General features: G+C 63.2%; 18 protein-coding genes and 1 other RNA gene. 9 read left to right on the forward strand and 10 right to left on the reverse strand.

Going from position 1 to position 21,795, the window contains the following annotated elements; all coding sequences use genetic code 11:
• Window positions 1-5: 5 nt before the first annotated feature.
• A complete protein-coding gene (locus F0185_RS30925; RefSeq protein WP_223164613.1) occupies window positions 6-1,952 on the forward strand; it encodes a S9 family peptidase in 1,947 nt (648 codons plus the stop codon).
• A 105-nt stretch (window positions 1,953-2,057) separates the two neighbouring features.
• Here F0185_RS30925 and F0185_RS30930 read toward each other — a convergent pair whose 3' ends face one another.
• The 9 genes from F0185_RS30930 to F0185_RS30970 form a co-directional block, all read right to left on the reverse strand.
• Complete coding sequence (locus F0185_RS30930; RefSeq protein WP_167231997.1) at window positions 2,058-3,035, reverse strand: WD40/YVTN/BNR-like repeat-containing protein; 978 nt, start codon at window positions 3,033-3,035, stop codon at window positions 2,058-2,060.
• Between the two features lie 9 nt (window positions 3,036-3,044).
• Window positions 3,045-3,836: a hypothetical protein gene (locus tag F0185_RS30935; protein ID WP_167232000.1), complete on the reverse strand. Its 792-nt coding sequence runs from the start codon at window positions 3,834-3,836 to the stop codon at window positions 3,045-3,047.
• Window positions 3,837-3,847: 11 nt separating this feature from the next.
• The gene (locus tag F0185_RS30940; protein ID WP_229477279.1) at window positions 3,848-4,246 is read right to left on the reverse strand and encodes a DUF4150 domain-containing protein; all 399 of its coding nucleotides are present in this window, start codon (window positions 4,244-4,246) and stop codon (window positions 3,848-3,850) included.
• 20 nt (window positions 4,247-4,266) lie between these two features.
• On the reverse strand, window positions 4,267-5,346 hold the full coding sequence (locus tag F0185_RS30945) for a hypothetical protein (protein ID WP_167232003.1): 1,080 nt from the start codon (window positions 5,344-5,346) through the stop codon (window positions 4,267-4,269).
• Window positions 5,343-6,458 (reverse strand): DUF2169 family type VI secretion system accessory protein, encoded by a 1,116-nt coding sequence (locus F0185_RS30950; RefSeq protein WP_167232005.1) that lies wholly within the window; start codon window positions 6,456-6,458, stop codon window positions 5,343-5,345. The genes F0185_RS30945 and F0185_RS30950 overlap by 4 nt, the downstream gene beginning before the upstream one ends.
• An 11-nt stretch (window positions 6,459-6,469) precedes the next feature.
• Entirely contained in the window at window positions 6,470-6,958 is a 489-nt protein-coding gene (locus tag F0185_RS30955; protein ID WP_167232008.1) for a DUF6484 domain-containing protein, read from the reverse strand.
• On the reverse strand, window positions 6,945-8,198 hold the full coding sequence (locus tag F0185_RS30960; RefSeq protein ID WP_167232011.1) for a hypothetical protein: 1,254 nt from the start codon (window positions 8,196-8,198) through the stop codon (window positions 6,945-6,947). The genes F0185_RS30955 and F0185_RS30960 overlap by 14 nt, the downstream gene beginning before the upstream one ends.
• A gap of 229 nt (window positions 8,199-8,427) precedes the next feature.
• Window positions 8,428-11,253 (reverse strand): M16 family metallopeptidase, encoded by a 2,826-nt coding sequence (locus tag F0185_RS30965; RefSeq protein ID WP_167232014.1) that lies wholly within the window; start codon window positions 11,251-11,253, stop codon window positions 8,428-8,430.
• A 37-nt stretch (window positions 11,254-11,290) separates the two neighbouring features.
• A complete protein-coding gene (locus F0185_RS30970) occupies window positions 11,291-14,152 on the reverse strand; it encodes a two-component system response regulator (RefSeq protein WP_229477280.1) in 2,862 nt (953 codons plus the stop codon).
• 350 nt (window positions 14,153-14,502) lie between these two features.
• Here F0185_RS30970 and ribBA point away from each other — a divergent pair, with 350 nt between their 5' ends.
• From ribBA to nusB, 3 genes are all read left to right on the forward strand, one after another.
• Window positions 14,503-15,672 carry a bifunctional 3,4-dihydroxy-2-butanone-4-phosphate synthase/GTP cyclohydrolase II gene (gene ribBA / locus F0185_RS30980; RefSeq protein WP_166887696.1) on the forward strand — a complete coding sequence of 390 codons (1,170 nt, stop codon included), beginning with the start codon at window positions 14,503-14,505 and terminating at the stop codon, window positions 15,670-15,672.
• 53 nt (window positions 15,673-15,725) lie between these two features.
• On the forward strand, window positions 15,726-16,205 hold the full coding sequence (gene ribH / locus F0185_RS30985; RefSeq protein ID WP_166887694.1) for a 6,7-dimethyl-8-ribityllumazine synthase: 480 nt from the start codon (window positions 15,726-15,728) through the stop codon (window positions 16,203-16,205).
• A gap of 74 nt (window positions 16,206-16,279) precedes the next feature.
• Window positions 16,280-16,750, forward strand: coding sequence for a transcription antitermination factor NusB (gene nusB, locus F0185_RS30990; protein WP_166873304.1), 471 nt, complete (start codon window positions 16,280-16,282; stop codon window positions 16,748-16,750).
• A 217-nt stretch (window positions 16,751-16,967) separates the two neighbouring features.
• On the opposite strand, the gene F0185_RS30995 is transcribed toward nusB, so the two are convergent.
• Window positions 16,968-17,753: a transglycosylase SLT domain-containing protein gene (locus tag F0185_RS30995; RefSeq protein ID WP_370664098.1), complete on the reverse strand. Its 786-nt coding sequence runs from the start codon at window positions 17,751-17,753 to the stop codon at window positions 16,968-16,970.
• 569 nt (window positions 17,754-18,322) lie between these two features.
• On the opposite strand from F0185_RS30995, the gene ubiD reads away from it, so the two are divergent.
• From ubiD to dnaX, 5 genes are all read left to right on the forward strand, one after another.
• Entirely contained in the window at window positions 18,323-19,807 is a 1,485-nt protein-coding gene (gene ubiD / locus F0185_RS31000; protein ID WP_167232020.1) for a 4-hydroxy-3-polyprenylbenzoate decarboxylase, read from the forward strand.
• Between the two features lie 10 nt (window positions 19,808-19,817).
• Window positions 19,818-20,015: a hypothetical protein gene (locus F0185_RS31005; RefSeq protein WP_167232023.1), complete on the forward strand. Its 198-nt coding sequence runs from the start codon at window positions 19,818-19,820 to the stop codon at window positions 20,013-20,015.
• A complete protein-coding gene (locus F0185_RS31010; RefSeq protein ID WP_167232025.1) occupies window positions 19,958-20,335 on the forward strand; it encodes a hypothetical protein in 378 nt (125 codons plus the stop codon). Before F0185_RS31005 ends, F0185_RS31010 begins: the two co-directional genes overlap by 58 nt.
• Window positions 20,336-20,387: 52 nt before the next feature.
• Window positions 20,388-20,486, forward strand: an RNA gene (ffs, locus tag F0185_RS31015) — signal recognition particle sRNA small type.
• Between the two features lie 161 nt (window positions 20,487-20,647).
• On the forward strand, window positions 20,648-21,795 hold a 1,148-nt coding region (gene dnaX, locus F0185_RS31020), incomplete at its 3' end, for a DNA polymerase III subunit gamma/tau (RefSeq protein WP_167232028.1).

A 21,795-nucleotide genomic window follows, 5' to 3' on the forward strand; every position in this document is an offset into this window, starting at 1 on the left:
TCACTATGTCACAACTCCACACAGTCCTGTTCTCGGCCATGCTGGCCGGCGCCATCGCGCCCGCATGGGCGGCCGAGCCGGCGGCCCTGCGCGACTACCGCGCCCTGGCGATCAGCCCCGACGGCAAACGCATCGCCGCCCTCGAATCGCTCGACCCGGGCGGCTTGCCGCTGCGCCCGCACGCGGTCGTGGTCGTGCGCGACGCCGCCAGCGGCGCCATCATCGCCCAGTACGACCCGTGCGCCAGCTGCATCTACGACCATCCCGCCTGGTCGCCCGACCAGCAAGCGCTGGCCTTCATCAGCGCCGACGCCAGGGCCGGCACCGCCACCCTGTACATCGCCGGCGCTGCGGGCGCCGCGCCGGTCGCCGTCATCAAGGGCGTGGCCAGCACCGCGCGCTGGTCGCCGGAAGGCAAACGGATTTCGCTGCTGGCCACGGTGGGCGCTAAAAAGCTCGCCGGCGCAGTCGAAGCCGGGGCGCGCCAGGTCGGCGAAATCGGCGTGCAGGAAGACGCCCAGCGCCTCGCGGTAGTGCCCGCGAACGGCGGCGAACTGACCATGGTGTCGCCGCCCGACAGCTATATTTACGAGTACGACTGGACCCCGGACGGCAAAGGCTTCGCCGTCACCAGCGCCAGGGGCAATGGCGACAACAACTGGTGGGTCGCCACGCTCGGCCATGTCGACATCGCCAGCGGCGCGCTGCGCGTGCTGGCCGCCCCAAAGATGCAGATGAATATCCCGCGCGTCTCGCCCGACGGGCGCAGCGTCGCCTTCATCGCGGGCCTGATGAGCGACTTCGGCTCGGTCGGCGGCGACGTCTTTACCGTGCCGCTGTCCGGTGGCGAACCGCACAACGTCACCCCGCGCTTCGCCGGCTCCTTTAACGGGCTGGCGTGGCAGGGCAAGCAGTTGATCGCCTCGGCGCTGGTCGGCAGCGAGCATGCGGTGCTCGCCATCGACCCGGTCAAGCGCGGCACGCGCACGCTCTGGTCGGGCGCGGTCAGCGCGAGCGGCTCGCGCCAGGGACGTTTTGTGTTCAGCGCCGACGGCGCCATCGCCGCCTCCGTGCACGAAGACTTCGCGCGTGCGCCGCACATCGTCGCCGGACGGCTGCCGCACCTGGCCGCCATCACGCGCGACAACGACGGCTTTGCGCCGCAGGTGCGCGCCACCAGCGTCGAATGGAGCAACGACGGCTTCAGGATGCAGGGCTGGCTGGTCGCGCCGCTGGCGACCGAGCCTGGCAAAAAACATCCGATGGTGGTGCAGGTGCATGGCGGGCCGGCGTCGGCCGCCTCGCCGCGCTTCGTCTCCGATGGTGAGCAGGCCAACCCGCTGCTGCGCGACCTCACGCGCAAGGGATACTACGTGTTCCTGCCCAACCCGCGCGGCAGCTTCGGCCAGGGCGTCGCCTTCGGCAGTGCCAACAAGCGCGATTTTGGGGGCGGCGACTGGCGCGACATCCTGGCCGGCATCGACGCCGCCGCCAAAAGCGCGCCGGTGGACGCGGGCCGGCTTGGCCTGATGGGACACTCCTACGGCGGCTTTATGACCATGTGGGGCGTGACCCACAGCCAGCGCTTCAAGGCCGCGGTGGCCGGCGCCGGCGTCGCCAACTGGATCAGCTACTACGGCCAGAACGGCATCGACCAGTGGATGATTCCCTTCTTCGGCGCCTCGGCCTACGACGACCCGGCGGTGTACCGGGCGGCCTCGCCGATCGAATCGATCAAGGCCGCGAAGACGCCGACCTTGCTGTACGTGGGCGAGCGCGATGTGGAAACGCCGGCGGTGCAATCGATGGAATTCTGGCACGGCCTGCGCGCCATGGGCACGCCGACCGCGCTGGTGATTTATGACGGCGAAGGCCACGCGATCCGCAAGCCCGAGCACCAGCGCGACCAGCGTGCGCGCACGGTGGGGTGGTTCGAGCGCTATCTCAAGTAGGGGGAAGGGGGCCGTGCACCTGCGCGGCCCCAAGGCCCGCCTTTGACACTGGAATGACCAAGCCGGCATTGCACGTCAGCGTTGGAATCCATTGGTCTTGCGCTCTCAGATATTGTCCGGGTCGTCAATTCGCTGCCAACGCTTGCCGTCAAATACGGCGAGCCAGCGCTTGGCCACCACTAACATTTGTCCATGCCCGGAATCCAACGCCCTGCATTTGAACGTTCCCTGACCGGTGTCCACATAACGCAATTTGCCGCTTTCGAGGCGGTAAAGGCCTTTCAGACCGCCTACGTAAAGATGTCCATTAAACCACGTCATCGCGTAAAAATCGTCATGCGCGCTAGCATCCAAAGGGTGGAAGTTGCTGCCTTTTCCTTGTACTAACACCCCGTTGTTGCCGGCAGCATAAACCCATCCATCATCCGCGCAATGCACGCAATTTAAATCTACATTCGTTGCCTGTGCGACCTGAAGCCATGTATTGCCGTTGAAGAAAAAAATAAGCCCCTCTCTGCCAACGCAAAAAATGGCATCTTCCGAAAACCCATCGATCGCGCACATGTCGCGTTGGGTTGGTCGCGCGGCCTTGAGTGCTTCACTTACGCTCATGCCTTGTTCTAAATAGTCACCCAGGCCTGGCGCCTTTAAACCCGTGTCAAAGGCTTTCCACGTTCCGTCCGCGCGCCGCATGACTTTGCCGCCATATCCGCACAGGTACAGGTTACTGCCGATCTGATTGATGTCCGTTAATGAAGGTATCCCATGCCCATCTTCACCCCCCGGAAGAATCTCATCGACTACATGCTCGCTTCCTGGTATATAAAAACCGACGACGCCAGATCCTTCTTCCAATGCCACGTAGGCACGAGTTCCCTGTGAGGTAAATCCGGATAGTGTGCAAACTGAGCTTACTTGCCAATTTCTGTCTTGATAAAACCAGTTGCCGCTATCAAACCACTTGAGGCGGCCATGATCGTATTCATTCATGGGTTGGGCGTCCATCCGGGTAGAAATGAAGTAATAGTCATTTTCAATAATACAACCATCCAGGAATTCTACCGAAGCCTTATTGTTAGCCATGCATTGCTCCTATCGAAAAGGTTTTTGATGAGAATTTGTGGAAAGTATTTCGACAAATTTTTGCATTGTTAATCCGCTTTGACCATGCGGATCAGCTCTAAGCAATGTGTCTTTACTTAATCCTAGATTTTCATGGCGAGATCGCAACGTATTTTTAATTTTGTTCTCATCGCAACCGGTTACTGCTGATACCGATTCGGCACCGACCGCTTCCAGCTCGTCGAGAGTAGCGGTCCATTTTGGTATGGCTTTTTCGCCGACAATCTTTTCGCTTTGGTCGTACATCTTGTGAATGGCAAGATGTTTTTCTTCCGATACGCAAATGCATTGCCCCTTGCCCTCATCCATCTTGTCCGCGTAATAATAACCTCCACCTCGCCCGGGCAAGTATTCATCCAAAATCGAATCGAGCATCGGACCCAATGATACTTTCCCGGTTTTGGGACCGCGCGTGCCAGGAGAGCGCCAGCACCGATCGGGAACAATATGATGGGAGCGACCGTCTGGACACTCTTTTTGGGCATCTTTGTACGAATAGATCTTGCATTTGTCCTTCTCCTCGTCATTTTGATTATCCCTGTGGCGATTCGTTGCCACGTTCATCAAGCTCAGCAACGCCAAGTAATAGTCCAGGGGCCCGAGCAGTACCGGCCCCTTCGGCGGCGCTCCGGGGCTGGCAGGCAACTCGTCCACCGGAAAACCGCCCGCTGGCCGTGGCGCCGGCAATCTCGGCGGCCCTTTTCTCACCAGCACGCCAGCCCCCGCCTGCTGCCCCACAGCCCCTTGAGCCAGGATAGACATCGTCGTCGCCCTTAAGTTTTATGATTGTGGCTCATGAGGTCAAGATGTCGCGGCACGTTATATCCCTCGACGAAGACGTTCGGCGACCACGACAAAAAATACGCTTTTCCCTTGATGACGCCGCTCTTGACTCCCTTCCTGAATGCCTCGGTAGCCGGCTCGTTGCCGGTACTGGTCGCAATCCGGCTCTTGTCGCGCAGCGCCACCGGTTCGCCGTACATGAAGACACTGGTCGAACCGTTTTCGAGGTCGCTGATCCTGGCGGTATTGGGGTAGGGGACCGGTACCCCGATCCTGGCCGGTCCGGGCGGGCTGCCGCAGACGTCGGGAAAGGCCGCCGCGCTCATGCCGGCCTTCGATGCCTTGCCGGCAATCGACATGCTGTTGGCGTAAATTCTGAACATGGCCATGGACGATCCTTTCCCTATGATCAGGCTGAAAACTCTCCAAAACTGAGCAGGGCGGCGCTGCGTTCGCCTTCGTCGTTCGCCATCAGGCACAGCATGTTGTACGACGGCGCATAGCCCTTGTGGGCGGACGCATAAGCCCACGCCAGCGCCAGCAAGCCCGCCGCCGCGCCGGTCTCGCCAAGACTGTCGGCCAGCATCCACAAGGGCGTGGTGGAGACATTCGTGCGCGCTGCCGCCAGCGCGAATTCTTTCGCATAAAAGTCTTCGCTGGACTGGCCGCTGATGCGCAAGCCCACGCCGCCCGAATCGGCCGGCAATCCACCCAGCGCCGTGTTGATGGCTGCGCTCAAGGCAATCGCCCTGTTCGGCGCTGCGCCTCCGATAACGGCCAATTCCCGCGCGATTCCCAGACCGGTGCAGAACAAGGTGGCCGCTGGCGCGGCGGGAGCTGTCGACGGCCTGTTGCTGAAACGTGGCGCGACCTGCGTTATCTGGTCCGGGCGCGCCACCAGCAGCGCGCATGCTGCCTCGCCTGGAATGAATCCGTGCGTATTGACGGACGAGAGCACCCGCCCGGCCCTGTGCATGGCCAACAAGGTATCCGCACTGGCATACGAGTCGACGGCGGCAATCAACACGAAGGGATGCGACCTGGCCAGGTCAAAAGCCTCGTTGAGGGCCATCGCGGCGCCGGCCTGGCCGTACGCATACACCCGCGACTGTGCCGCAAAGCGTCGGCCGAGCGCCTCCTCGACGCCCGCACGCAAGACCGAATCGAGCGCCGCGATGCGTCCCGGCCGGGTCACTTCGGCCACGCACAGGAGCAGCGGGATGCCCTGCGTGTCCAGGTGCGGCAAACCGTCGAGGCATTCGCCGATCGCGCGCGCCAGCATCGCGCCATGCTTGTCGATGGCCGGCGCGCGGTCGGCTTCCCGTCCCAGCCTGACCAGTGCCGCCGTTATCGGCTCGCCACGGGGATCGATGAAGGGCAGGTCGTTAAAGTCGTTGAGCCTCGTGCGCAACGCGGCAAAGGTGGACGGCGCGTTCAGCCCTGCGGAGGTGACCGCGCCGGTGCGTAACAGGGCGAGCGGTTCGGTCATGGCGCGTCCGCGTCAATGCCGCGTCGCCGGGATGGCAATTCATCGACCAACACATCCAGCGCAATGTGAATGACGTGCCCCTTCGGACGTTCGCCAATCTCGATTGCGATAAATCGCAAGATATCGTTGTCCAGATTTCTGACCACTCGCCACACGACCGTAAAGCGCTGCTTGTCCGGTTCGAAAACCAGGGTGTCGGCGCGGGCGGCCACGCGTTCGGCACCGCCCTGGCGTGGAGTAAGCGTGACGTGCATGGCCAGATCGGGGAGATTGAATTCGAGCCGGCCCGATGGCGTCAATGCCGGGTGCGTGAGGTTCACCAGCATCACGGCTTCTCCACCGCCAAGCTGCGCCACCTGCTGGTCTTCCGGCGCGCTCTGAAAATAGCGGGCGTCGAAATCAGGCGGCAGGAAAGGAAAAACCTGCTCCATCCATTGCGCGTCGTACGTGCCTGCATATCTGATGCGCGGCTCCCAATTACGCCCCACCGGCCCGAAACTCAGTGGCGCGTATTTGCCGCTTGGGCTGGTGACCGGGTCGATCGGCGATTCTGTCTGCGCCACCGGCGATCCATCCGCAAATTTGCCGTGCGGGCGATAGCCGCAGCCGACCGGGTTGCGAGCATACGCCAATCGATCCGCTTCCTTTTCCGGACCGTTTTCCGTGCCGCCGTACGCAATGTCGTAGCTGATGGTTTGCCTGGTAAACGGTTCTGGCTTGCCGGCGCCCACAAACGCCCCGAGCAAATGGGTGCGCCACGGGCGCTTGCCGAGCACATTGAAAGCCTTGGCCATGGTCCCCACCCGCAGTCCTACCGGGACCACGCTGGTCGCGATAGCCCGTGGAGCGTAGGCGCTGCCCAGCAAAAGCACATCGACCTTCGGCTTGTCCAGGCAATAATCGCACTCGTACTCCGGGGCGCTCAAGCCAGGTTCGCCGGTCGCGGTATCGGCCAGGGTGATCGGAACCTGTTCTTCCATCGGCTCGGGCGACTCGCCAGCGCAGGGCAAGCGAAACGTCGCCTTGATCACCACCACCAGGCACTCGCTTCCCGCCTGGTTGTGCATCGTTGTGTAGCCTGCGGCGAAACGGGTGTGATTGGTGAGATTCATGCCCGCGCCGTTCAGTTGAGAGAAACAGAACCGCCCTTGATCCTGTTCTGGCCCGCTGCACGGGAGAGAATATGCTTGCCCCTGATTTCGATATTGCCCTGGGCATCGAGCGTGATGGAGGCGGCGCCGCACATCAACGTGATGCGCCGATGGGCGACCAGCACGAGTTCCTCCCCGTCGGCCACTGCCTGTAACGGCAACGGCGCCACGCCGCCGTTCCGGCCTCCATCCGCACGGGGCGCGCGGACGATGCCCATGATGACAGGGGCTGCAGGGTCGCCGCCATCGAACTGCAGGGCGACTCGTGCGCCGATATGTTCGTGCCCCAGGTCGACCACGGTGAGGGCGGTCTGGGCGTCCCTGGTGCCGGCTTGGACCAGCGGGGCGCCATCGGCGTCGAATCCCGCCAGCACGCCCAGGACCATGCCGGACGCTTTGATGTCGTCCGGGCGTCTGGTGGTCGCGGCAGCGATTGTTCTCGGTGGATTAGCTACGGTCATGGTCATCTCCTCGAAGTCGTTCCAGGCGCTGGCGTTGAATCCGCGCGGCGGCGTGCACGGGAAAGGTCGGCTCGCCCGGGTGCATCAGCGCCCGGTGAAGCGCAGCCAGTTCACGATGCGCTTGTTCGCCGGCAGACAAAACATGCAGAAGCCAGGGATCGGATACCGGCCTGCCCAACAGATAGCGCATATCGCCCGGATAACACTGTGCGTTAGCGTCCCACCATGTTTGCAGGCGGGCGCGATCCGGTAGCGGATACGCGGGCGCGTCCTTTGTCCGCGAGCGCGGTTCCCCGCGCACCATCCGGTTCGCATCCAGATCGAGGCCGGTGATCAGGCGCACCGATTCGCCGGCCAGTCGGGCTGTGTTGCCGTCGTCGATTTGGGCAAGCAGCCAGGGAACATGCTGCCGGTCGCCGCTCCATCCGGCCGCCTGGATCGCCAGCGCGCGCTGTTGCGCGCACTGCATCAATGTCGCGATGTAGTTGTGTAGTTCGCTGCCCGACAGTGCCACGCAAAGCAGCTTCGCAACCTCAGGAGTCGGCCTGGTTTGCGCGGCCGCATACGCATGCAGGGCGGGAATGGCCGCGTCGCGCCCGCCGAGAAGCAGCGCGCAGCGAGCAGCATTGAAAAGCGCCGGATGCCCGGGCGTGGCCTGGTCGAGAAAACCCGCTACACGTGGCAGGAGGGCGACTCTCCCACACTGTGCAATCGCATCGAATTCGGACGCATCCGCTGAAGTGGCATGGGCCAGCAGGGCATCGTCGAGCCGACCGTCCGCAAGTGCGGGGTGAAGGTGGCAGTGGGCGAGGGCGGCAAGTCGGCAGGCGCCATCGCAGGACCTGATTTGTGCGTCAACCAGGCCGCTGACGGCGTGCGAATCGAACCATGCCAGCACGCCGTGCAGGGCATCGGAAAATCCGGGCTGGCCGGACAGGCGGGCAAGGGCATCATCCATCGCCTCGCGCGCCTCGCCCAGGAACGCGAGCGCCAACACGACAAACGCATCGGCCCCGACGTCATGACAGCGGCGGCCGGCGGCCTTGTCATACGCCGCCTCGGCCAGTTCCGTGGCGATCTTGCCGGCTTCATGCAGGCCGTCGAGATGCGCATCGATCGCGCCATCGATGTCGGCCAGCCGATCGAAGCGCAGGCGGACGTCGACGATCTCGCGGCGTCGGCGCCACCACGTGGTCGCCACATCGGTTACATGCTGCGCTACGATCGTTGGATTGGTCACTTGGGCACCGTGAAAGCATATCCTAAGATAGGCTTTTCACAGTGTGGCGTAACTAACAGGAATACGAGTAAAGGCCGGTGTCAGGTCTGACATTCGGACACGTCCTCGTCTGTAATTCCGCCTGCCGCGCGCCTAAGGATGAGCTCGTGTCCGAATGTCAGACCTGACACCGGGTGCGAATGTCAGACCTGACACCGGGTGCGGGTGGTGGTCGACACCGGGTGGTGGCCTATTTGTTTTCCGGGTACAGCACCACCTGCACGTAATTGTTCATGTCGAAGTAGCGCTGGGCGGCCTGTTTCAGTTGCTCCGGCGTGATGGCATTGACCTTTTGCGGATACGCCAGGATCTCGGCCGGATCGCTCCCCTGAAGGTGCGCCGTCTGCAGGCGGTTAAGCCAGTAGCCGTTCTCGCGCAGCGCCTTCTGGTGGTTCTGCAGCCAGTTTTGCTTGACCTTGTTCAGGTCAGCCAGGTCCGGTCCTTGCTCCTTCATGCGCGCCATCTCGGCCATTGCGGCGGCGATGACCTTGTCCACATTTTCCGGCCCGGTCGGCAGCGATGCCGTCACGGTGTAGTTCTCGTACGGGTATTTGCTCAAGCCGCCGCTCATGCCGCCGCCGTATATGAGCGCCAGCTTCTCGCGCAGGATGTCGGTGATGCGGATGTTGATCACTTCCAGCATCGCCTGCAAGCGCATCGCCTCGTCGTCCGAATACGGCGCTTCGCCGCTGAAATTGATCGACACGTTGCTTTTCGCTTCGGTCCCGCTGCGCACTTCCTTCTTCACCACGCCGCGCACCGGGCGCACGCCCACATCCTTGTAGCCCACCTCGATCTCGCCCACCGGCAGCGCGCCGAGGTAGGTCGCCAGCAGCGGCTTGACCTTGGCCAGGTCAAAACTGCCGACCAGGATGAATGTCATGTCCCTGGCGCTGAAAAAGCGCGCGCGGTACACCGCCAGCGCGCGCTCCAGATCGAGCTTGTCGAAGTCGGCGGGGCGCGCGGTGCGTGCCACGCGCGGATTGTCCCGGTACATGGTGCTGATCAGCGTATCGCGAAACACCGATTCCGGCTGCGCCATCGCGTTGCGCGCCGCTTCGACCTGCTTGCCCACGAAGGACTTGTACAGGTCCGCGTCGCGCCGCACGCCGGTCATGCGCAGGTACACCAGTTGCAGCATGGTCTCGATGTCGTCGTTGGCGGCGCTGCCGCTGATGCCGTCCACGTGGTTCCCCAGCGTCAGGCTGACCGTGGCCGCTTTCCCCGCCAGGATTTTTTGCAGGTCGAGCGGCGAGTAGTCTTTCAGCCCCATCGTGCCCACCACCGCATTCGCATAGCGCGCGTTGACGATGTCGGCGTCGCTGAACAGGCTCTGGCCGCCGAAGCGCACGGCGCTCATCATCACCTGGTCGTTGCGGAAGTCGGTCGGCTTGAGGATCACTTTCACGCCGTTCGACAAGGTCAAGCGGGTCAGCCCGAGTGCCTTGTCTTCGCTCTGCGCGACGATGCCCCCGCCCGCCGGCGGCTTGTCCATCAGCTCTGTGGCCAGCGTCTTTTGCTCCTGCGCGCGCACCGTCACTTTTTCGGCCTGCGCCACCGCCGCCAGCAACTGGGCGCTGGTTGGCGCCGGGTTGTCTTCCCTGGCGCTGCCCATGTACACGACCAGCTTGGCCGATGCCGACGCCGCGGGAATGGTGGCGCGCGCGTAGCGGTTCATGTCGTCGAGCGTGATCGCCGGCAGCAGCTCGCGCACGTAAGCGAATTCGTTGGCGATGCCGGGAATGCTTTCCTGCTCGAGGAAGTTGCGCACGTATTCGCCGACATAGCTGCCCGAGTCGGTCTTGTCACGTTCGTTGTAGGCCAGTTCGTACTGGCGCATCATGTTCTTGCGCGCCCGTTCGAATTCCTGGGCGCTGAAGCCGAACTGGCGGGTGCGCGCATTTTCCTGCACCAGCGCGTCGATGGCCGGCGTGGCGCCGCCTTTGCCCAGCGCCGCCGAGGCGTTGAACGAGGTGTAGCGTGGCGTCAGTTTGCCGACCGAGCTGGCGCCGGCCATGAACGGCGGATTGGCCTGCTGCGCCAGTTCCTGCATGCGCTGGCCCAGCATGCCGGTAAACAGCGACTCGACCAGTTTTTCGCGGTAGGCGCCGAAGGTGCCCTTGTCGATCGATTCCTTCACCGGGTAGCGGATCAGCAGTGCGTTGGACGACGCTTCCTTGTCGGTCACCACCAGCGCCTCCGTGTGGGCGCGCGTGGGAATGGCGGCGTAGGTGCGCGCGCGTGGCTTGGCCGGGTTTTTCAACTGCCCGAAGTGCTGCTTGATGAGGCGCTCGGCGTCGACCGGGTCGATGTCGCCCACCGCCACCACCGCCATCAGGTCGGGCCGGTACCAGTCCTGGTAGAAGCGCCGGATCGCTTCGTGCTTGAAACCCTTGATGATGTGTTCCTGCCCGATCGGCATGCGCTGCGCGTAGCGCGAACCGTTGTACAGCTTGGGCATGATCACCTTGTTCATGCGGTCGGCCGCGCCTTTGCCAAGCCGCAGTTCTTCCAGGATGATGCCGCGTTCCTTGTCGATGTCGGCCGCGTTCATGGTCAGCCCGCCCGCCCAGTCTTCCAGCACCAGGAAGCCCTTGTCGATGTTGTCGCGGTTATCGGTGGGGATCGGCAGGATGTACACCGTTTCGTCGAAGCTGGTGTAGGCATTCAGGTCGGCCCCGAACTTCACGCCGATCGACTGCAGGTACGACACCAGTTCGTGCTTCTTGAAGTTGGTCGAGCCGTTGAAGGCCATGTGTTCGGTGAAGTGGGCCAGGCCCTGCTGGTCATCGTCTTCCAGGATCGAGCCGGCCTTGACGACCAGGCGCAGTTCGAGCTTTTTCTCGGGCTTGCCGTTTTTCTGGATGTAGTAAGTCAGTCCGTTGGCCAGCTTGCCCACCTTGACCTGCGGTCCTGCCGGTATCGCGTCGTCCAGCTTGATGGCGGCCTGGGCGCTCAGTACGAACGCCATCAGGAGGGTGGCCGCACAAGCGGATCGAACGGAATACTTGGTCATTAGCGTCTCTGCAATGTTTTCTGGTAGAGCGCGGATTCTACTCCTTCGCCCGGTCTCCTACCGGAAGGGGCTGTGGCACCGGCAGCGCCAGGCGCGCGTCCGAGGCGATCAGCGCCGCCATCGCGTCGGCCGCCAGCGGGCGGCTGAACAGGTAGCCCTGCACTTCGTCGCAGCCGATGCGCTGCAAGAAGGCCAGCTGCTCCTGCGTCTCCACGCCCTCGGCCACCACCGACAGCGACAGCCCGTGCGCCAGCGCGATGGTGGCCTGGGCGATGGCGGCGCTGCGCGGGTCGGTGATGATATTGCGTACAAAACTCTGGTCGATCTTGAGCTTGTCGAGCATGAAGCGCGACAGGTAGCCAAGCGACGAATAGCCGGTGCCGAAGTCGTCGAGCGAGATCGATACGCCCATGCCGGTCAGTTCGGCCAGCTGCACTTCGGCCGCTTCGCTGTCGCGCATCATGACGCTTTCGGTCAGTTCGATCTCCAGGTACTGCGGCGCCAGGCCGGATTCGCGCAGCGCCTCGCGCACCACGGCCGGCACGGTGCCGGCGGTGAACTGGTGCGCCGAGACATTCACCGCCACCCGCAGCGGCGCCAGGCCCGCGTCCTGCCAGGCCTTGTTCTGCATGCAGGCCTGGCGGATCACCCAGTTCCCGATCGGCAGGATCAGGCCCGTATCCTCGGCCAGCGCGATGAAGTCGCCCGGGCCGACCTGGCCCAGTTCCGGACTTCTCCAGCGCAGCAGCGCTTCCATGCTGCAGATGCGGCCGTCCGCCAGCGACACCTGCGGCTGGTAGTGCAGCGACAGTTCGTTGCGTTCGATGGCGCGGCGCAGGTGCGTTTCGAGCGCCATCCAGCGCAGCGCATGCGCGTTCATCTCGCCCTTGAAGAAGCGAAAACCATTGCGCCCCGCATCCTTCATGTGCGACAGCGCCACGTCGGCCGCTTTCAGCAATTCGCTCGGATTGGCGCCGTCGCGCGGGTAGATGCTGATGCCCACGCTGGTGGTGACGATCAGTTCATGGCCGCCGGCGTGGAACGGTTGCGCGATTTCGTCGATCAGGCGGCGCACCGCCACGATGATGGCGTCCGAGTCCAGGCATTCGGTCAGCAGCAGCACGAATTCGTCGCTGCCCAGGTGCGCCAGCGAGTCGGCCGGACCGGCCAGCAGGCCCGCGCGGCGCGCCACTTCCTGCAGCAGGGCGTCGCCGGCTTCATGTCCCAGGCTGTCGTTGATGCGTTGCAGGCGGTCGATGTTAAACAGCAGCAGGGCGATCTGGCGGTCGCCGTGGCGCGCCGAGGCGATCGCCTGCTGCATCCGTTCGGTCAGCACCGAGCGGTTCGGCAGCAGGGTCAATGGATCGTGGTTGCTCAGGAAGTCGACCTGATGGTGCGCCGCCTTGAGCGCGCTGATGTCGCTCGACACCGACACGTAGGCGTCGATCTCGCCGCCGGCGCCGCGCACCGCGTTGATGCTGATCCGCTCCGGGTACACCTGGCCGTTCTTGCGGCGGTTGCAGATCTCGCCGCGCCATTGGCCGGTGCTGGTCAGGCTGGCCCAGATCGCGCGGTAGAAGGCCGTGTCGTGCCGCCCCGAGCGCAGCAGGCGCGGATTGCGGCCCAGGACGTCCGCTTCGCTGTAGCCGCTAATGTGTTCGAAGGCCGGATTGACGGCGATGATGTCGGCATGCGCGTCCGTCATCATGATGCTCTCTTGCGTGCTCTCGAGGATGCGGGCCGACAGGCGCAGCCGCTGTTCGCTCTCGCGCAGGGCGCGGTCAGCCTGCTGGCGCGCGGCCGCCTCCAGCTGCAATTGGGCGGCGTGGCGCTGCACCACTTCGTACAGGCACAGGTTTTCGTAGGCCACCGCCAGCTGCGCGCCGAGCGTGACGCCGATGCGTTCATCTTCGTGGCTGAACGGTTGCGCACCGGCCGCGCGCGTGCAGTACATCCAGCCATACAGCTGGTTGCGGTCGCGGATCGCCAGTCCCAAAAAGCCGTCCGCCGCCGGATGGCCGGCGGGCAGGGCGGCCTGGCCCTGCACGCGCAGCGCCAGCGGTTGTTCGAGCAGGGCGCCGGGCAGGCGCTGCGGGTCGAGCGCGGCGGCCATCAAGAGCTCGCGCCCGACGCCGAGGGCGCCCAGGTGGCGCACGCGCTGTTCGCCGCTGTCGAGCAGGCACACGGCCACGCAGTCGGCGTCCAGGATCGCGCTGGCCGCTTGCAAAAACACGCCGAGCATGGCGTCGGCATTGCGTTCGCCGGTCAGGCGCAGGCTCATTTCTTCCAGCGCGGCCAGGCGCGCGGCCACGCTGCGCAAGCCGCTCATGCGCTCGCCGAGCAGGCTGGCCAGCTCGGACCCGAGTGCGGGATTGGCGACCGCGTGGCGATCGAGCAGGGCGCCGAGCGCATGGCGCGCCGACACCAGGGCGTCGTCGATGCTGCTGCCCAGGTCCGTGCCCACGGCCGCTGCCGCTGCCGCCGTCGTCGCAGCGGCGCCGATGGTGCCGGCGCGCTCGCCCGCCTGGTGCGCCAGTCCCAGTTCGCCATGCACGGCGGCCAGGATGTCTTCCGGGTCGGCCGGCTTGGCCAGCACCCGCGAGACGCCGCAGCTGCGCGCCAGCGCCATCGTTTCGCTGACCGCGTAGATGGCCGAGTAAAAAATCACGCGGGTGGCGGCCAGTTCCGGGTCGGCGCGCAGCTGCTGCACGAATTCGTAGCCGTCCATGGCCGGCATCAGGATGTCGGTGATGATCAGGTCCGGCCGCTCGGCGCGTACCTGGGCCAGCGCGTGCGCGCCATCGTAGGCTTCGAGCAGGCGGTGGCCGGTGTGGCCGAGCAGGGCGCTCAGGTAGCGCCGGTTCGACGGCCGGTCGTCGACGATCAGGATCGTGGACATAGGCCATGCTCCGGTTGCCAGGATCGTGCGCGGGGGTGGTCGTGAAAGCGTGCTGGCATAGTGGCTCCGGGCCACGCTCCGGCAGGCGAAAGACGGAAGGCGAGGCCTGCAGTGATAATAATGCAGGCCGGCGCGCGCTCCGGAAATTTGTTTCGGATCGTTTTAAAAAGAGTAACATTCCCTTATCATTTCAAGCATATTGTTGTCCCAGTGCAACGAATTGACAGGCCGACAAGTGCCGGCAGTGTGGGGCGCGAATATCTTCCCGAGCTTAGGTCAGTTGAAGTCGGGTAAATCCTTTAAAATAGCGGATTACGCTCCAGCAGCTTTCCGTCTCCGAGGAACATGTCATGTCAATCTCCAGTACCCCCGAAATCGTCGAAGAATTGCGCGCAGGGCGCATGGTCATCCTGGTCGATGAAGAAGACCGCGAAAATGAGGGGGACCTGGTGCTGGCGGCCGATTTCGTGACGCCTGAAGCCATCAATTTCATGGTCAAGCACGCGCGCGGGCTGGTTTGCCTGACCCTGACCGAAGAACGCTGCAAGCAGCTGAATCTGTCGATGATGACGTCGAGCAACGGTACCTTTTACGGCACCAACTTCACGGTCTCGATCGAAGCGGCCGAAGGCGTCACCACCGGCATCTCGGCGGCCGACCGCGCCAAGACCATCCAGGTGGCGGTGGCCAAGAACGCCAGCCCGGCCGATATCGTCCAGCCGGGCCACATTTTCCCGCTCAAGGCCCAGCGCGGCGGCGTGCTGATGCGCGCCGGCCACACCGAAGCCGGCTGCGACCTGACCGAGATGGCCGGCCTGACCCCGGCCTCGGTCATCTGCGAAATCCTCAAGGATGACGGCACCATGGCGCGCTTGCCGGACTTGCTGGAATTTGCCAAAGAACACAATCTGAAAATCGGCACCATCGCCGACCTGATCCACTATCGCGGGCAGAACGAGTGCCTGGTCGAGCGCATCGCCGAGCGCACCATGCAGACCGCCTACGGTCAGTTCCGCCTGATCGCCTTCCGCGACAAGCCGAGCGGCTCGGCCCACCTGGCCATGGTGCATGGCGACCTGGCGCCGAACCTCGATGCGCTGGTGCGCGTGCATCAGCCGGTCTCGATCCTCGACCTGCTCGACAGCGAAGCGACCACCCATTCCTGGACCATGGCGTCGTCGATGCAGGCGATCAAGCAAGCCGACCGTGGGGTGATGGTGCTGCTCAACTGCGGCGAGACGGCCGAGCAACTGTTTGCCCAGTTCGCCGCCCTCGACGCCAACAGCAAGCCGACCGGACGCGCCGCCAGCATGGACTTGCGCACTTATGGTATCGGCGCCCAGATCCTCAAGGACCTGGGTGTGGGCAAGATGGAATTGCTGGCCAGCCCGCGCAAAATGCCTTCCATGACCGGTTTCGACCTGGAAGTGACCGGCTATCGCGCCCGGCCCGATGGCGCGTCGCATAGCGCGTCGCCTGGCGCGTCGCATGGCGAGCCGTCCGCCAAGGCAGCCGCCTGAAGCGGTACACTCCATATTCAATCACACACACATATATATAGAAGGGGTCTGCCATGACCGTAGGAACTTATGAAAGCAATCTGACCGGTGCAGGCCTGCGCGTTGGGATCGTCCAGGCGCGTTTTAACGCCGATGTGGGCCACGGCCTGCTGTCGGCCTGCCTGGCCGAACTCAAGCACCTGGGCGTGACCGACGAAGACGTGCTGCACGTCACCGTGCCGGGCGCGCTCGAAATCCCGCTGGCGCTGCAAAAAATGGCCGAAACCCAGCAGTTCGACGCGCTGGTCGCGCTCGGCGCGGTCATTCGCGGCGAAACTTATCACTTCGAGCTGGTGTCGAACGAATCGGGCGCCGGTATCACCCGCATCGGCCTCGACTATGGCATCGCCATCGCGAATGCCGTGCTCACCACCGAAAACGACGAGCAGGCTGAAGTGCGCATGGCGGAAAAAGGCGCGGAAGCGGCGCGTTGCGCCGTCGAAATGGCCAACCTGCTGATCGCGCTCGAAGAACTGCAAGCTGACGAAGACTGATTCCGGGCTGTCAGCAACACATCGTCCAGAACACGTAGTTAAGAACAAACGGTAATAAAGAAGGTAAGAAGACCATGACAGAGAAAACCTTGCACGCCAATCCCAGCAAGAACCGCACGCCGCGCCACCGGGCGCGCGAGTTCGCCTTGCAGGGCTTGTATCAATGGCTGCTGAACAATGAAGACGCCACCACGGTCGTGAACAACATCCGCGCGGCGCACGGCTTCGAAAAAGCCGACGCCGACCACTTTGCGGTGCTGTTGTATGGCGCGATCAAGGATTCGGTGGCCTTGCGCGAGGCGTTCGCGCCGCTGATCGACCGCGGCGTGGCCGAGTTGTCCCCGATCGAGCACGCGGTGCTGCTGATCGGCGCGTTCGAGCTGAAAAACAACCTGGATATTCCTTACCGCGTTGTCATCAACGAAGCGGTCGAGCTGACCAAGTCGTTCGGCGGTATCGACGGCCACAAGTACGTCAACGGCGTGCTCGACAAACTGGCGCCGAAGCTGCGCGCCGACGAAGTCGCGGGCGACACCCGCCGCTAAGGGGTCAGACCCCGGTTTTTCAGTTAGGGGTCTGACCCCGGTGTGAGCCCAGGGGTCAGACCCCGGTTTTTCAGTTGGGGGGTCTGACCCCGGTTTTTCAGTTGGGGGGTCTGACCCCGGTGTAAGCTCCGCCGCAGGACCCCGGTGCCCGCCCACAAAAAAGCCCGATGCAAGCATCGGGCTTTTTCACATCCCACACTATATATAGTGCAGCGAATCACAAACCGGCGATCTGCTCCTGCGATGCTTTCTCCGCCATCACCGGTTTCGGTGCGGCCGGGGCGGTAAACGTCGGCACTTTCTTGCCGCTCGCCACCAGCTTGAGCTTCTGATACTCGTTCATCACGCGCGAGCCGTAGCCCTGGTCGGTTTCGAACGCCGCGGCGCCCACGTACGTCTTCAGGCCGGCTTCCACCGAACCGCCGCGTTTCACGTATTCCTTCAGGATCAGCGAGCCGACGCGGATATTGGCCACGGGATTGAGCGCAGCCCGGGTCCCACCCATGTCCTGGAACTTTTCGTGGTGAATCTTCGACATCACCTGCATCAGCCCCTGCGCGCCCACCGGGCTCTCGGCAAAGGGATTCAAGCCCGATTCGATCGCCATGACCGCCAGGATCAGCAGCGGATCGAGCTTGATTTCGCGCGCCGTCGAATAGGCGGTCGAGACCAGCATGTCGGCGGCGTCGCCGGCGACGCGGTAGCGCTTGGACAGCCAGGTTGTCACAAACTCCTGCTGCTTGCGGTTGGCCTTGATGGCCTTGTCGTCGAGCGCCAGGATAGCCGGCTGGTTGGCAATGAGCACCGCCGGAGCGGGTGCGGTCATCAAGGCTGACAGGCCGGGCGCCTGCACGGGCGCGCGCGCGACGACGGGCGCCGGCTTGACCGGCTGCGCCAGCATCTGCGAGGCTTCATGCGCCAGTTCGGGACGCAGGTACAGCAAAGCCATCATGGCCAGTGCGGAAACACCAAAGAACGTCAGTGTGTGTTGCATCGTGGTCAGGAGACCACGCGCCGTTTTGCTCACGGAAGACCACGTGAATGGCTGGCATGCCATTGTTTGGGCGAGCTTTGCTGTCGCCCCGTTGAAACGATGTATCATCGAATTCCCCTTTGTCGCGGAAAAAGCCGTCCCTACACCGCGCGTTGGCGCAGCGGGCTGACAAATGCCGTGCATCAGAAATATCGTCCATCGCCGCCGCTCGGGCACGCGATTAACGCCGTCATTGCTCGCTTCAGCTGGTCGTTCCCAGTGGTATTGGACCAGTAGCTAAACAACTTTTTCGGGGGAGAAGGCAGACGCCTATTGAAAACACTCCTTAAAATGTCATTGGGGCCCCGACCCCGTGAAGTTATGAGACAGGCTAGAATCGTGTCCGTGGACAGTGCCTGCTCATCAAGTAGGGCGAATTGTAGAAGCGGGTATATACTAAGTCAATACTAACACAAACATTCTATATTACTTTTAGATCTAGCTTTTTCTGTTGCATTGCACCAAAGCCCTATGAAATCAATAACTTGGCATGGCTAATTGAACAACCATGCTTACATGAAAAAAAGAATTAAAAACCGATGAATTATGTAGACTTGCGCGATTTCATGTCGAAAATGCAAGAAATGGGCGAATTGAAGCGCATTTCCTTGCCTGTTTCGCCCTATTTGGAGATGACGGAGGTGTGCGACCGCGCTTTGCGGGCCGCCGGACCGGCCATTTTGTTCGAAAAACCGACCGGTCATACGATTCCGGTGCTCGGCAATCTGTTCGGCACGCCGCGCCGGGTCGCGCTGGGCATGGGCGCCGACGACGTGAGCGAGCTGCGCAAGATTGGCCATGTCCTGGCGCGCCTCAAAGAGCCGGAACCGCCCAAAGGCTTCAAGGACCTGATGGGCTTGGGGTCCCTGGTCAAGGCCGTGTGGGACATGTCGCCCAAGGAAGTGCGCGGCGCCGCCTGCCACGATATCGTCTGGGAAGGGGCCGACGTCGACCTGGCGCGCCTGCCGATCCAGCATTGCTGGCCGGGCGACATCGCCCCGCTGATTACCTGGGGCCTGGTCATTACCAAGGGCCCTAACAAGAAGCGCCAGAACCTGGGCATCTACCGCCAGCAGGTCATCGGCCCGAACAAGGTCATCATGCGCTGGCTGGCGCACCGTGGCGGTGCGCTCGACTTCCGCGAGCATGGCATTGCCACCAAGGGACAGCCGTATCCGGTGGCCGTCGCCCTCGGCGCCGATCCGGCCACCATTCTCGGGGCGGTCACGCCGGTGCCGGACAGCTTGTCCGAATACCAGTTCGCCGGCTTGCTGCGCGGCAGCCGCACAGTGTTGACCAAGGCCATCGGCAGCGACCTGCGCGTGCCGGCCTCGGCCGAGATTGTGCTCGAAGGCCATATTTACGCCGATCCGAGCCATCCGACCGGCTACGAACATGCGCTCGAAGGGCCGTTCGGCGACCATACTGGTTACTATAATGAGCAGGACAGTTTTCCGGTGTTTACCATCGACCGCATCACCATGCGGCGCGACCCGGTTTATCACTCTACGTATACAGGCAAGCCGCCCGACGAGCCGGCCGTGCTCGGCGTGGCGCTGAATGAAGTGTTCATTCCGCTGCTGCAAAAGCAGTTCAGCGAAATCACCGACTTCTACCTGCCGCCCGAAGGCTGCAGCTACCGCATGGCGGTGGTGCAGATGAAAAAGCAGTACGCCGGCCACGCCAAGCGCGTCATGTTCGGCGTGTGGAGCTTCCTGCGCCAGTTCATGTATACCAAGTTCATCGTGGTGGTCGACGAGGACGTCAATATCCGCGACTGGAAAGAGGTCATCTGGGCCATCACCACGCGGGTCGATCCGATGCGCGACACCTTGATGGTCGACAGCACGCCGATCGACTACCTCGACTTTGCCTCGCCGGTCAGTGGGCTGGGCAGCAAGATGGGCATCGACGCCACCAACAAGTGGCCGGGCGAGACCAACCGCGAGTGGGGCACCACGATCAGCATGACGCCCGAAGTGAAGGCGAAGATCGATTCTATCTGGCAGGAACTCGGTATTTAAGGAGCGCCGCATGCAGGAGTTGGACGTGGTGGTCGACTTTGGCGGCATGGTCCTGTTCGACTGTGCCGGGCTGGCGGCGTTTTACGGCGGCGTCAAGGAAGGCGCGAACCTGTATGCGCGCTTGACCGGCAGCGACGAGGTGAGCGGGTGGTGGAGCAGGGCATCGCGCTGCCCATCGTCGGCATTAACGACAGCAGCTACCGCGTGATCGTGCGCCTGGCCGGGGAAGCGTCCGCCATTCCTGATCAGCTGATCGTTGTAAGAAACGCGTCGTTCCCGCTGCGCGTGACGGGCCGGCTCATCATTGCAGACCTGGCCGTGTTCCTGGAGTGGTATCCCGAGCAAGGGTGGCAGCGGGTCGATGTTGCGCCGGGATGCTACGCGGTGGCCGTCAACGGCTTTCGCAAGGTGGACAATAAGGTGGTGGTCGACTTCGGCTTTGAAATCGTCCTCACCCCCGCCGCCACGCTCCCTGCCATGAGCGCTTCGTTGCAGCAAGACATGCAGGTGCTCGAGCTGCCAGCGTAGGGGCGTGCAAGCTGTTTCCCACAAATCGTTCCGGTCGGTTATAATTGTCGCTGGCGGGCCCCTGCGCATTGTGGCATGGCTAACCTGGTCAGGTCGGGAACGAAGCAGCCACGGCCGTTAACCATAAGTGCCGCAGATCAGGCTCGCCTCTTTCGATCTTCCAGACCGCCGTACCTCGGTCGCACCTCCCAAATTCCTTTGTAAAACAGCGCTTGCACAAGCGGCGGGTTCGCATTCGCGCGCGCTCTTGCTACAATTGCCTTTTCGGGCAGCGGGAAGCCCCCGCGTTCGCTATCTACGGTAAAATTCAGCATGTCCTATCAAGTCCTCGCCCGCAAATACCGTCCCAAGAATTTCGACACGCTCGTCGGCCAGGAGCACGTGGTGCGCGCCTTGACGCACGCGCTGCAAACCGGCCGCCTGCACCACGCTTATCTGTTCACCGGCACGCGCGGTGTCGGCAAGACGACCCTGTCGCGCATCCTGGCCAAGTCGCTCAACTGTATCGGCCCTGACGGCAACGGCGGCATCACCGCCAACCCGTGCGGCGTGTGCGATGCGTGCACCGCGATCGACGCTGGCCGCTTCGTCGACTATATAGAGATGGACGCCGCTTCCAACCGCGGCGTCGACGAAATGGCCCAGCTGTTGGAGCAGGCCGTCTACGCCCCGTCGAACGCGCGCTTCAAGGTCTACATGATCGACGAGGTGCACATGCTGACCAACCACGCCTTCAACTCCATGTTGAAGACGCTGGAAGAGCCGCCCGAGCACGTCAAGTTCATCCTGGCAACCACCGATCCGCAAAAAATTCCCGTCACCGTGCTGTCGCGCTGCCTGCAGTTCAACCTCAAGCAGATGCCGCCGGGGCATATCATCAGCCACCTCGATAACATCCTCGGCCAGGAAGGCATCAGCTTCGAGCAGCCCGCATTGCGCCTCCTGGCCCAGGGCGCGCACGGCTCGATGCGCGACGCGCTCTCGCTGACCGACCAGGCCATTGCCTACGCGGCCGGCGAAGTCACGCTCGACGCGGTGCAAGGCATGCTCGGCGCGCTCGACCAGACTTACCTGGTGCGCCTGCTCGACGCGCTGCTCGCGCAAGACGGCGCCGACCTGATGGCGGTGGCCGATGAAATGGCCAGCCGCAGCCTGTCGTACAACGGCGCCTTGCAGGACCTGGGCACCTTGCTGCACCGGATCGCACTGGCGCAAAGCGTGCCGTCCGCCGTGCCCGAAGACCTGCCCGAACTGGCCGACATCCTGCGCCTGGCACAAGCCTTCGACGCCCAGGAAGTGCAGCTGTATTACCAGATCGTGGTCCACGGCCGCAACGAGATTGGCCTGGCGCCCGACGAATACGCGGGCTTTACCATGACCTTGCTGCGCATGCTCGCTTTCCGCCCCGGTAACGGTGGCGGCGAGGGCGCGCCGCCGGGCGGTTCGTCCGCCGCCCGTTC

Origin of the sequence: Massilia rubra (assembly GCF_011682065.1) — a bacterium.
GTDB classification, from domain to species: Bacteria; Pseudomonadota; Gammaproteobacteria; order Burkholderiales; family Burkholderiaceae_D; genus Telluria_A; species Telluria_A rubra.